We start from the raw sequence: 12,781 nt of genomic DNA on the forward strand, positions 1-12,781 counted from the left end.
TTTTCAGAGGTAAAGACGTTAATTCTTCGAAAAAGTTCCCGGTCTGATAAAATTCTGCAATGTCAAAGATGATGCGTCCGACATTCCTTGAGATAAATTTAAACCAGTTACGAAAGAATGTCGAAGCCATTCGCCTCCGCGTCGGATCTGCAAAAGTGATGCCGATGGTTAAAGCCAACGCCTACGGTCACGGCGTGGATGGAGTCGCGCCTTTCATCGAACCATTCGTCGACATGCTCGGAGTCGCGCTGGTGGAGGAGGGGATGCAGCTTCGCAGTCTGGGAATCAAAAAACCAATTTTGGTGGCAGGCGGGACGTTGATCGAGCAGTTGCCGCTTTTCTTTGAATATGATTTAACTCTCACCGCTTCTTCCCTTGACCTGTTGCTGGCTGCTGACCATCTGGCCGAAGCCACCCGAAAGCGGCTTGCCGTCCACCTCAAAATCGATACCGGCATGGAAAGGGTCGGCGTCCGCGAATACGAAGCGGAAGAATTTATATTGAGATCATCTGCGTGTAGCCGCCTGAATGTTGAAGGGATATACACTCATTTGGCAAACTCTGAAATCATGTCATTGGGAGGTGAGGTCCCGGGCGGTGCGCAGCGCAGTCGAAAGGGTGTGTCGAACCAGCCTCCAGATAGCAAAAATGGCTTTGTAGAATCTTCCCTTCAATTTGAACGCTTTCAGGAAGTCTTGTATCTCTACCAAAAACACAGTCTGCCAGTTCCTCCCCTTCGGCACGTTTGTAACTCCGGCGGGATATTGAATTTGCCCGATGGGCATTTGGATTTGGTCCGGCCCGGTGTGTTGTTCTATGGAGTCTATCCTGGACGGGATATTCCCAAAACTCTCGACGTGGAACCGGCAATGACATGGAGGTCGAAGGTGGTATATAGCAAAGTGACACAGCCTGGCCGTTCAGTCAGTTACGGGTCGTTGTGGAAGGTGGAAGGGAGTCCGAGGCGCGTGGTTACCATTCCCTGTGGCTATGCAGATGGTTACTTCCGTCGTATGACGAATCAGGGACGAGTTGTTATCAATGGGAAATCTTACCCGCAAGTGGGGCGCATTTGCATGGATCAGTTTATGGCAGATGCGGGGGAAGATAATGTCAATGTCGGGGATCGTGTAACTCTTCTTGGGGACGGGATCACCCCCGAGGAACTGGCGGACTGGGCGGGCACGAACGAGTACGAAGTGATGACAAATATCAGCGCACGCGTGCCGAGAGTGTTCGTAATGTAGAACAAACATATGGATTTGTTCAAAGCGGTATGGCATAATTGAGTTTTGAGGTGAGTGTTGAATTCAAGAGTGAAAGATTTTTATATCCTGTTCGGTGTGGCGGGCGTTTCGGTCGCTCTCGATCAGTGGACGAAATGGTGGGTTCGCGAAAACATAGCTTTTGGCGGGCAATGGCTCCCGGAATGGATCGCCTGGTTGTATCCTTATGCTCGGATTGTGCATTGGTATAACAGCGGGGCGGCCTTCGGCATGTTCCAGAACGGCAATCTGGTGTTTACGATCCTTGCGTTTATTGTGATCGGCGCGATCGTTTATTATTACCCGCGCATGGAGGAAAACGACTGGACGTTGAGGCTGGCGATGGGTTTGCAGTTGGGCGGCGCCATGGGTAATTTGATCGACCGGCTGATGATGGGCAAGGTGACCGATTTCATCTCCATCGGCGCATTTCCAGTTTTCAACATCGCAGACGCTTCGATCTCTGTGGGAGTGGCGATCCTTCTGCTCGGTGTGTGGCTTAAGGAAAGGGAGGAGAAATCGAAGGCGGCAATGGCGGTGGTCGACCCGGCAAAGGAAGGGTGATTTCAGTGGCTGACGAGATTCTGATCAACGATGGTATACAGGGACGCCGCAGGCGTTTTTTTATATTTTTCACCGCGGCATTTGCCATCATCGCCGTCGATCAATGGACGAAGTGGCTGGTGAGGCGCGATATCCCTCTTGGTGTATCCTGGCTTCCCGAATGGCTGGAATGGCTTTCGCCTTACGTGCGGTTTCTGCATATTCAGAACCGCGGCGCATCGTTCGGCATGTTCCAGGACGGCAACCTGATATTCATCATTGTTTCACTCCTGATCGTATGCGGAATTTTGATTTACGTAACCAAAATGGAGCATGACAGCAAGTGGATGTGGGTGGCGGCGGGATTGTATCTCGGCGGCGCGGTCGGCAACCTGATCGACCGTGTCCTCTTTGGCGCGGTCACGGATTTCATTTCTGTCGGCACTTTCTACATTTTCAATATCGCGGATGCCAGCATCAACGTCAGTGTTGCGATGCTGGTGATTTTGGTTTGGATGAGTGAGCGAAAGACCCCGAATTCAGGTGAAGAATCAAAACCGGATGATCATCCATGAATGATCGGGTGGAGACTTTCCGATATAGCGGAGAAATTCCTGACCGGCTGGATAAATTTCTGGTTTCCCAACTGCCGGAATTTTCACGGGCGCGGATTCAAGGCTTGATCGCAGACGGGTTTGTCACCGTCAACGGCGCGGCGGCAAAGAAAGCCGGGCAGGTCATTGAAGACGGCGACGATATCGAAGTGCGCATCCCGCCACCCATGCCGAGCGGATTGATTCCCGAAGATATTCCGCTCGATATTATTTTCGAGAACGATGACTTGATCGTGGTGAATAAACCGGCGGGCATGGTGGTTCACCCCGCGGCGGGGCACGACTCCGGCACATTGGTCAATGCTGTGTTGGGCTATGATCCGGATATGGAAGGGATCGGGGGCGAAGAACGTCCAGGTTTGGTGCATCGGCTCGACAAGGATACTTCCGGTCTGATCGTGCTTGCGAAGAACGAGCGTGCTCACAACTGGCTTCAGGAACAATTCCGGCTTCGAAAAGTGGAAAAGACCTATCTCGCATTGGTGGATGGGCATCCGCCCACGCCGTCTGGCCGGGTGGAAGCGCCGATCGGCCGCGATCCAAGCCACCGAAAAAAAATGGCGATCGTCCAACCGGGAAAAGGTCGCGAAGCGATTAGTGAATATAAGACTCTGGAGTCGTTCAAGAGACATACCCTCCTGGAATTTCATCCGTTGACTGGAAGGACGCACCAGATCCGCCTGCATTGCAAATTTTTAGGATGCCCAATTGTGGGAGATTCTATTTATGGTCGTCGGTCTCCATCGGCAGAGATCGCGCGTCATTTTTTGCACGCATTTCGCCTGAAGATCGTTCTCCCCGGTGAAGATCGACCAAGGGTTTTCGAGGCGGATTTACCCGCTGAATTAAATAAAGTTCTGGAAGAGGTTAAGAGATATGAATGAAATGGAATATGTCGACTTGCGTTCGGACACGGTCACCAAACCGACCCCTGAAATGCGGGAGGCGATGGCGGAAGCGGCAGTCGGAGATGACGTTTTTGGCGACGACCCGACCGTGATCGAACTGCAGGAACTGGCTGCGAATATGATCGGAAAGGAATCTTCGCTCTTTGTTCCTTCGGGCACGATGGGAAATTTGATTGCGATCATGGTGCATTGTTCGCGGGGAGAGGAAGCGATCATCGGGGACAAGTCGCACATTTATTTAAACGAGGCGGGCGGTATGTCCGCATTGGGCGGCGTGTACCCTCACCCTGTTCCGAATCAAAAGGATGGGACGCTTCGGCTCGGAGATATCCGCGGTGCGATCCAACCTGACGACCAGCATCGGACGATCACCCGGCTCATATCCATCGAGAATACACAGAACGCCTGCGGCGGCATACCCTTGTCTGTGGAATATACGCGGCAGGTTGGGTCGCTTGCAAAAGAAAATGGATTGAAATTTCACATCGACGGGGCGCGGATCTTCAATGCCGCCGCGGCTTTGGATGTGGATGTAAAGGAATTGACCGATACAGCGGACTCGGTCATGTTTTGTTTGAGCAAAGGGCTTGCGTCGCCGGTCGGCTCGATGTTGGCAGGTACGAGGGAATTTATTGCCCGCGCGCATCGTCTGCGCAAGATGCTGGGCGGTGGAATGAGGCAGGTGGGCGTGCTTGCGGCGGCCGGGTTGATCTCGCTGGAAAAGATGGCCGGGAGACTAAAACAAGACCATGCCCGGGCGAAGAAGCTGTATGAAGGGTTGAAACAAGTTGGGGGATTAAGAATCGAGGCGGGACCTTCATCCAACATGGTCTATTTCAAACTTGCCGAACATATCAGGATGGCGGAAGATGAGGTCATCTCTGAAATGAAAAAACGCGGCGTTCTGGTGGATTGGTCTGCCCCGAGAGAATTCCGCCTGGTGACGCATTACTGGGTGGACGATGCCGGAGTGGAAAAAGCGGTGCAGGCATTCCGCGATGTGTTGACGTGACAATGTCAAATGTCGATCACGCCGGAATCCTGCAGAAGCAAATTTTCGAAACTAGTCACCATATCCGGGTCGAAGAGGATTCCGGATTGCTCGCGCAAATATCCGAGCGCTTCGTCATTTGATATTTTTTTGCGATAGGGGCGGTCGCTGGTGAGCGCGTCGAAGGCATCCACCACTGCGAACAGCCTGGCAAGTTCGGGTATGTCCGTGCCTTTCAATCCGTCCGGATATCCGGAACCGTCCCACCGCTCTTGATGGCTGCGAATCACAGGGATGGTTTCCTGCAGAAATGGGATACCGCTCACGATTTTAGCGCCGATGTCCGGGTGGACCTTCATGATCGTCCACTCTTCGGCGGAGAGTTCCCCGGGTTTGTGAAGGATGGTATCGCTGATTCCGATCTTGCCGATGTCGTGCAGTAGCGCGCCTCGTTCCAGGATTTTGAGCTGGTCCTGCGAATACCCCAGGCTTTTTCCCAATTTGACAGCGAGCTGCGTGACGCGCGAACTATGGCCTTCCGTTTCGCGGTCGCGGGCATCCAATGCGGAAGTCAGGGAAGCGAGAGTTTGGTCGTAGGTCGCTTCGAGCTTGTCGTATGCCTCTTTGATCTCCTTCGCCTGCCGGCGTGATTCAACCAACAACAACGATCGTTCGAGAGCGACAGCCGCCTGATGCACAAGTGCCTGCAGGTCGTTGGGGTTGGCGGCCGTCTTTTTGAGGGGATCATCATGGGTATCCATCCAGATCGCTCCATAACTGCGAACGGGGGTCTGGATGGGCAGGCAGGTACGCAGGATGGACTTTCCCTGTGAGATGTAGATCATTTGATTGGATTTGATCGCATCATGGACGAGACTCATGGGATGATCGGAATCGATGCGGCTCCCTTCCTCGTCCACCCTGACCTCGGCAAGGATGCTCTGATCGGGATTTAGCAGAACAATCCCTGTTGTTATGCTTCTGGCAAGTTTATGGGCGGTTTGGGCGATATCGGACGCTGCATCTTCGATGTTCTCCGACAAAATGATCTTGTTACTCAGGCGGTAAAGCAGGGAGGTAATGCGCAGGGAGGCGCGTAATTCCTGCTGCAGCCATGCGCTTTCGAATGCGCCGCTCGCCTGAATTGAGATCAATTCGGCGAGCGCTTCATCGTTTTCGGTAAAGAACGTTTCATTCTTCTTTCCGAACGCGAAGATCGCGCCGATGTTGACCTGGTGCCAGCGGATTGGAATTACAAGCAGGCTGCGAAGCGCGGGGTTGTCCAAACGTAAATTTGCCGTCCTGGGATATCTCCTCACATCACGAATTCGGAACGGTTGGGAAGCGCGCAAGGCGAGATCGTTCAATTCGCCCGATGCAAATGCCGACGTCACGGCTCCATACAAAAGGGGTGCCGAACCGGAGCAAGCCTGTTGGATGAAATTCTGTTCCTGTCCCAGCTGGATGTAGATAAAAGTAAATTTTGCCTGCAAGATCTCACGCGACCTCCAGGCAACCTCCTGGGCGGTCTTTTCAGGATCAAGCGCAGAGGCGAGTTGACTGCCTGTTTGAACAAGTTCCATCAAACGTTGATGGTGTCCGGAGCGTTCCCACGCGCGGATCAGTTCCGCCGCTGCCATTTCAGCCATGCCGATCTCGACGCTTCCGAAGTCGCTTGGTTTTTCACTGTTGAGCGTGATCATCCCGGTGACATGCCCGTTCATGATCAATGGCACAGCCACGCCGGAAAGGTTCGTTTCGCCTACAAAAGGAATGTAATCCTTTTCGGATAGTATGTCATCGACGACCTGAGTCTTCCTCTGACGAAGCGCGCGACCCAGGACTCCCTGGGCCGCATTCTGCCGGTAACCTGTCGGAACGATATTTGCCCCCCGGCCCGCAGAAGCGATAAGCATGAATTCCTTTTTTTCATATTCATGCAGGAAGATCATCACCAAATTGCAATTCAGTGCGCGCTCCAATGTGTTGACTACAAGCTGCGCCGACACCGGCTGGTCGAGCTGATTTTCGAGCTGCTGGCTTAATTCCAATAAAAGGGTCAATTGCGCATTTCGTTTTTTCTCCGTTGCCGCCTGGCGCGCGAGGGTCTGAATCTGGTCTGCTTGAATCCGTCCGCGGATTCCCTCCGAGGTCATAATGAACGGCCTGATGTAACGATCAAGCCTTCCGCTCCACACCCCCGCCCGCGTTTGTGGTATTCCCAATTCGGTCCCGTGATCCTCATCGCCCCGGTTCAGTTCCTTTATCAAGCCGCTTGTGGTCATGACCACAGTGGTGGCCACGTAATAGATCATCGCTGAGAAGAGGACGAAGAATCCCAGTGTCGCTTCGCGGGCGGAAAGGATGAATTTATTCGCCCCGTCCAGGCCGGGGTCGATCGTGAAAAGGAGCGCGCCCATGAAGATCAAATGCGCAACCTCCGAAAAGAATGCGATCATCACCACCCTGCGGCTCAGGATGTCGCCATCCGGGATGATGATTCGTTCCCAGGGGATCAGTTTCCCAAAGACAGTCACAAAAATGATGGCGGCGGGCACGACAAGGTTTTCACTTCCCGGCGTCTGGATGAAGAGAAAACTCAACACAACCCAGGGTATGATTTGCAGATAATTCAAAACGGCGTCGAAATGGAATGATGGGAAAATGACCGTGACCCCGCTTGCGAATGCAGAGATAAGAAAAGCCGCCGCCAGGTAAGGCATGAAAACCGGCGATCCGCTTGGATGGGAGTCGAATCCTGAAAACGCAAGCACCATCCCTGCTGCGAAAGTGGTCAACCCGATCATCAGACGGGAGAAATCCACCCGGCGAAGACGGTCAACCCATTTGCTCACTGCGACGACCGCCTGCATGATGCCGCCGATCAGCATCGCAACTCCGCCGATGACCTGCCCGGATTTCATCAGCAAGACGGATGAAAACAATAAAAACGGAAGGGTCAGCGTTTGGACAACAATCTCGCGTTTTTTGGGAAACCGCCAGACGCAACTCAGTTGAAGAGAAAGGGCGAGAACGAAACAGGCCAGACCAAGAACCGCTGGCAGCCCCGTGAAATAGAGATCGCTCCCAATACCGAAATGGTCGGGAATCAGAACCAGTCCCGCCCCGACCCCCTCCAGGAGAAGCGAGACGAGCAGGCTGAAGTTTTTTTCCAATCGTTGCTTCATGCGGTCGGAGGATAGCATAAGAAGGGATTTTTTTCTACTTCCTTTTCCCACTCTATCGAAATTGCATGATGACTAAATTGAAATGGTTTCTCTTTTTGTGCCGGATTTTGACCCGGCTATTTCTGATATAATCGCCAGCGAGCGCCGGAAAACAGGGGATGCACCATTAACTTATCGATTACAAGGTCATGCTGATGCAAAAATTCATTACGCTTGCTCAAATAGACGAAGCCGCAGAAAAGATTCGCGGAAAAATCCCGGTCAAACCGCAGGTCGGATTGATCCTTGGCTCGGGTCTGAACGGGTTGGCTGATTCCGTCCAGGATCCGAATCACATCCCATACAACGAACTGCCAAACTTTCCTGTTTCCACTGTATTCGGCCATATCGGGCGTTTTGTGATCGGCACATTGGAAGGCAAACCCGTCATTGTGATGCAAGGCCGAATCCATTATTACGAAGGGTACAGTATGGGTGAGATCACCCTGCCCGTGAGAGTCATGCACCGGCTTGGAGCGCACAGCCTCGTCGTTACGAATGCCGCGGGCGGGGTCAATTCGGAATTCGTCCCCGGCGACGTGATGCTGATCACCGATCAGTTGAACCTGATGGGCATGTCCGGTTTAAATCCTTTGATGGGTCCGAACCTCGACGAGATCGGACCCCGCTTCCCGGACATGAGCCAGCCCTACGATCGTGAATACATCGATATGGCAAGGAAGACGGCAAAAGAGAATAAATTAACACTCCGCGAAGGCGTCTATGCCGGGTTGAGCGGACCTTCCTTTGAATCTCCGGCCGATCTGCGATTCCTCCGTTTGGCAGGCGCGGATGCGGTAGGTATGTCCACTGTGCCTGAGGTCATCGTTGCGCGTCACGGCGGGATGCGCGTCCTTGGTTTCTCCGGCATCAGCAACAAAGCCAACCTCGACGGCTCCACCATCACGACGCATGAAGAGGTTATCGAAGCCGGCAGGATCATCACACCGAAGATCGAAACCATCGTCCGGGGCGTCCTGCGCGGAATGTAAGTGCGATTGCAATGGTAGACCTATTAAAATTCCTCGCCACCTACGAGGTTTTGATTTACATTGTGTTGGCGATAGGCGGCATGTTTTCCTTTCGCTGGTTATTTCGTTCCTGGCGGGAGTGGCGGGTGGCTGTCTTTAGTCTCGAACGCGAATTCTCATTAAGACGGCTCGGCAGAGCCACCCTGATATCTTTTCTGATCGTGTTGTTCTTCTGTTTCGAGTTTTCCCTGACCTCTTTTGTACTCCCCGGACTTCCCTCGGATTTTTTTCTCGTCACGCCTACGCTTGATTTGATTTCCACACCCACCGGCACACTTTCTGCCGATATGATGACCCAATTCGCAAACCAGCCGGGTTCGATTCAACCAAATGCTTCAGGCTGCACGCCCGGCCAACTCGAGGTGACATTCCCTGGACCCGGCGAAGAGATCAAAGGGGTGATCGAACTGACGGGCACTGTGAGTATTCCGAATTTCGGATTCTATAAATATGAAGTCGCGCCGAACGGAAGCAGTACATGGGCAACCATCGCCGCGGGAACCAGTGTGGTGGTGGATGCCTCCCTCGGCCGTTGGGATACAACCGCACTTACGCCGGGAGATTATCAATTGAGGCTGGTTGTGATCGACAATCAAGGGACCAGCCTGCCGCCTTGTATTGTGCCTGTGCAGGTGGTTCCAAATCAATAAGGTGAGGTTCATCGATGTCTGAGATTCAAATTCGCCCAACTGTCGCCACAGACCTGGCAAGATTAATGGGTATCGAACATTCTGTGACGAGCGAAGCGGTTTGGCAGTTGGAAGTCCGCCGTGAAACCGGCCAGGTCGCAGCCACTTTCCGTGAAGTGCGCCTGCCGCGTGCCATTCAAGTCCCGTATCCTCACAATCATTTTTCCCTTGCAGACGATTGGATCAAACGATCGATGATGTTCACGGCTGTCATGGGGGCAAATCAGGCTGGGTATATCAGCCTGCTGGAGAGGGGAACCGGTTCGACCGTTTGGATTTTCGATTTGGTGACGGATGCGGCTCACCGCCGCCGGGGAGTGGCATCCGCTTTGCTGGCAGCCGGGCAAGCCTGGGCGGAGTCGCGATCGCACCGCCGTCTGATTCTTGAAGTGCAATCAAAGAACGTCCCGGCTATCCGGTTGGCGCAAAAATACGGTTTTGAGTTCTGCGGTTATAATGACCATTATTACATCAATAAGGATGTGGCTTTGTTCTTCGCAAAGATTTTGAAGTAAACGAAAGGTGTACGCCGCTTTCGTGTTTATTTTATTGGAAGGGCAGAATGATTAACGGTTGGCCGCAAACATTGCTGGCGGGGCTCCAGACGATCAATCAGATTCTCACAGCGGGAATCGCCATTACGGCATTTTCGCTATTCTTATATTCGCTGTCGTTCAATCTTCGCGACAGGGTGGCGCGCTCGTTCGCGATCATCTTGCTTTGCGTCGTCATCGTTTTTACCGCCGAATCCCTGCAGGATAACACCGTCTCCATACATACGCTTGATCTGTTGATGCGCCTGCAATGGTTCGGTCTCGCGTTTCTCCCTGCAGCGTATCTGCATCTTTCTGATGCCTTGCTGGTGACGGCGGGACGTCCTTCCCGCGGCCGCAGAAGGCTTGCCGTGCGCGGCATGTATGCGGTTTCTGCTCTCTTCCTTCTCCTGCTTGCTTTTGGATATTTACTGGGCCCGATCGTTCCAGATGGCAAGCCCGCCCCGTATCTTCAGCGCACTCTTTGGACCGAGATTTTTACGATCTTTTATGTCGCTGCGATGGCGTGGGCGGGAATTAATTTTTCCCGTGCCTATTCCCTGATGTTGACCCGTTCGGGCAGGCGGCGCATGCTGTACCTGATGGCTGGGGCGACCGCACCCGCACTAGGTTCCTACCCGTATCTTTTGTTCGGGTACTCACTGGCTGCCCAGCATCAATTCCTCTTTTGGAGTGCAGCGGTGACGATCAATGTGATGGTGGGCGCGCTGGTGATCGTCATGGCGTATGCTGTGGCATTTTTCGGCGTCTCCTGGCCCGACCGCGTCATTAAAAGCCGCCTCTTCAAGTGGATCATGCGTGGACCGGTGACCGCTTCTGCAACCCTTGCGTTGATGACGGTGGTCCGGCGCGGCGGTGAGTGGTTTGGAACTCCATACAGCGCTTTTGTCCCGTTCACAGTTGTGGCATCTGTTTTATTGATGGAACACGCCATTACCTTTGCCGCTCCGCTCTGGGAACGCTGGTTATTTTACGGGCGCGACCGGGGCGAATTGGAACTGCTCCAAAACGTGGAAGAACGCCTGCTGACCCAGAGCGACTTGCAGCAGTTTTTGGAATCTGTCCTCGCCGCAGTACGCGACCATTTGCAATCGCCCTCCGCTTTCGTCGCTGCTTTGGACGATGAGACCCTGCTGCCCGTTGTAGTGGCTGGAAACAGAGCCCTCCTCGAGCAGGAGAGTTTGACGGAAGCGCTGGACCACGTCAATGGAGATGTGCGGCATGAGTTCCAGTGGGGGAACTACTGGGTGCTTCCGCTTTATGCGCGAAAGCGCGCGGATATGGATCGGGACGAATTACCCCCGCTGCTCGGATTGCTTGGTGTTACTCGGAATGAAAAAAAGAACGCCATGGAACACGACCAGCGTGAATCGCTCTGGCTGCTGGCAGAGCGGGCGGCGCTTGCCCTCGAAGACCGCCAATTGCAGCAACGGGTATTTCGTTCGCTTGCCGATCTTCAGCCGCAGGTGGAGATGATCCAGCGGATGCGCGCCGCAAGCCGATATGATTCTCACGCAAACCTGCTCAATGCGCCGATTCCCCAGGAAGCAGACCTTGCCAACTGGGTCCGTGACGCGCTTACGCATTATTGGGGCGGTCCGAAATTCACAAACAACCCGCTCACAAAATTACAGGTGGTGCGCGAATTGGCTGACCGCGAGGATGGAAACACCTCCAATGCCCTGCGCTCCCTGTTGCGGCGGGCTGTGGACGAGGTCAAGCCGCGCGGAGATCGCAAATTCACCACCGAATGGATTCTTTATAACATCCTAGAAATGAAATTTATCGAGGGTCGCAAAGTGCGCGACGTGGCGTCGCGGCTTGCCATGTCTGAAGCCGACCTGTACCGCAAACAACGCGTGGCGATCGAAGCGGTCGCCAGGGCGATCATGGAAATGGAAGTGAACCAACTGGAAAGATAACCGCTCGTCCCGGAAGTTGGAAATGCGGAGGGCGCACCGGGAACTCGAAGCGGCGATTTATAAGGAGTTTTATATGGCAAACGAAAAAGTAAGAAACGAAGGTATGCCGGGCGGGATCGATGAAGGCTGGTGGGAATCTGTGCTTGCGGAGGAAATCCGGCACTCGCCAATGAACCAGCGCGGGGCGGTGATCCGGCCTGAGGTCCGCAAAGAGGCGGCAAAGGAGAATTTCTCCGAAGAGCGGAACGTGGATTGGAGTCAGATCAAGGATCTTTACATGAAGGACCGCATCATCGAACTGGCTGTTACCGGGCACAATCGCGGCGGTCTGCTCGTGGAAGGCGAGGGACTTTTTGGCTTTGTTCCTTTCTCGCATCTGGTCGGATTGGCGGGACGTGATGCGCTCGAACGCAATCAAGACCTTGAACCGTATGTTGGGCGGACCCTGCGCCTGAAAGTCATCGAATGCGTGCCGGAAGATGGGCGGGTCGTATTTTCGGAACGCGCCGCCCAAACCGAACCTGGCAAACGCGCGGAGTTGTTCCACTCCCTGAACGCCGGACAAAACGTGCAGGGCACGGTGACCAACATCACCGACTTCGGTGTGTTCGTAGACCTTGGCGGCGTGGAAGGGTTGATTCACATCTCGGAATTATCGTGGGGGCGCGTCAACCACCCTTCGCATTTTGTAAAACTGGGCGAGCCGATCGAAGTGCAGGTGCTCGACCTCGCGCCTGAACGATGCCGCGTGGCGTTGAGTTTGAAACGTCTTCTACCCAATCCCTGGAATAACGCTGCCACCGGTTTTCCGATCGGTTCGATACATACCGCAACGATCACAACCGTGCTTTCTTATGGGGTTTTCGCGCGCCTTGATCAATTTGGCGTGGAGGGTTTGGTGCATGCTTCCGAAATTCCTCATGATGACGGGATTCCTCTCAAAGAGATTCTTTCCGAGGGTCAATCCATTCAAGTGCGGGTCCTGCATCTCGATCCATCGCATCATCGCCTTGGCTTCAGTTTGAGGCTTGAATAGT

The 12,781-nt window shown here is 53.7% G+C and carries 11 protein-coding genes; 10 read left to right on the forward strand and 1 reads right to left on the reverse strand.

Annotation, left to right across the window (positions count from 1 at the left end):
• Positions 1 to 59 precede the first annotated feature (59 nt).
• The 5 genes from HS100_13885 (at position 60) to ltaE (ending at position 4,342) form a co-directional block, all read left to right on the forward strand.
• Positions 60 to 1,247 (forward strand): alanine racemase, encoded by a 1,188-nt coding sequence (locus HS100_13885; protein MBE7435002.1) that lies wholly within the window; start codon positions 60 to 62, stop codon positions 1,245 to 1,247.
• A gap of 84 nt (positions 1,248 to 1,331) precedes the next feature.
• Positions 1,332 to 1,829, forward strand: coding sequence for a signal peptidase II (lspA, locus tag HS100_13890; GenBank protein MBE7435003.1), 498 nt, complete (start codon positions 1,332 to 1,334; stop codon positions 1,827 to 1,829).
• Between the two features lie 5 nt (positions 1,830 to 1,834).
• On the forward strand, positions 1,835 to 2,383 hold the full coding sequence (gene lspA, locus HS100_13895; GenBank protein MBE7435004.1) for a signal peptidase II: 549 nt from the start codon (positions 1,835 to 1,837) through the stop codon (positions 2,381 to 2,383).
• A complete protein-coding gene (locus HS100_13900) occupies positions 2,380 to 3,306 on the forward strand; it encodes an RluA family pseudouridine synthase (protein MBE7435005.1) in 927 nt (308 codons plus the stop codon). The genes lspA (HS100_13895) and HS100_13900 overlap by 4 nt, the downstream gene beginning before the upstream one ends.
• A 1-nt stretch (position 3,307) precedes the next feature.
• Positions 3,308 to 4,342 (forward strand): low-specificity L-threonine aldolase, encoded by a 1,035-nt coding sequence (ltaE, locus tag HS100_13905; GenBank protein MBE7435006.1) that lies wholly within the window; start codon positions 3,308 to 3,310, stop codon positions 4,340 to 4,342.
• A 5-nt stretch (positions 4,343 to 4,347) separates the two neighbouring features.
• Here ltaE and HS100_13910 read toward each other — a convergent pair whose 3' ends face one another.
• The gene (locus HS100_13910; GenBank protein MBE7435007.1) at positions 4,348 to 7,527 is read right to left on the reverse strand and encodes a GAF domain-containing protein; all 3,180 of its coding nucleotides are present in this window, start codon (positions 7,525 to 7,527) and stop codon (positions 4,348 to 4,350) included.
• A 176-nt stretch (positions 7,528 to 7,703) separates the two neighbouring features.
• Here HS100_13910 and HS100_13915 point away from each other — a divergent pair, with 176 nt between their 5' ends.
• From HS100_13915 to HS100_13935, 5 genes are all read left to right on the forward strand, one after another.
• Positions 7,704 to 8,540 (forward strand): purine-nucleoside phosphorylase, encoded by an 837-nt coding sequence (locus HS100_13915; GenBank protein ID MBE7435008.1) that lies wholly within the window; start codon positions 7,704 to 7,706, stop codon positions 8,538 to 8,540.
• Between the two features lie 11 nt (positions 8,541 to 8,551).
• Positions 8,552 to 9,229: a hypothetical protein gene (locus tag HS100_13920; protein MBE7435009.1), complete on the forward strand. Its 678-nt coding sequence runs from the start codon at positions 8,552 to 8,554 to the stop codon at positions 9,227 to 9,229.
• A gap of 14 nt (positions 9,230 to 9,243) precedes the next feature.
• Positions 9,244 to 9,783, forward strand: a complete 540-nt coding sequence (locus HS100_13925; GenBank protein MBE7435010.1) for a GNAT family N-acetyltransferase — start codon at positions 9,244 to 9,246, stop codon at positions 9,781 to 9,783.
• A 47-nt stretch (positions 9,784 to 9,830) separates the two neighbouring features.
• Positions 9,831 to 11,744 (forward strand): hypothetical protein, encoded by a 1,914-nt coding sequence (locus tag HS100_13930; GenBank protein ID MBE7435011.1) that lies wholly within the window; start codon positions 9,831 to 9,833, stop codon positions 11,742 to 11,744.
• 73 nt (positions 11,745 to 11,817) lie between these two features.
• Positions 11,818 to 12,780: a S1 RNA-binding domain-containing protein gene (locus HS100_13935; protein ID MBE7435012.1), complete on the forward strand. Its 963-nt coding sequence runs from the start codon at positions 11,818 to 11,820 to the stop codon at positions 12,778 to 12,780.
• The last annotated feature ends 1 nt before the right edge of the window (position 12,781 follow it).

It is taken from the genome of Anaerolineales bacterium (genome assembly GCA_015075725.1).
Classification (GTDB): Bacteria; Chloroflexota; Anaerolineae; order Anaerolineales; family Villigracilaceae; genus Villigracilis.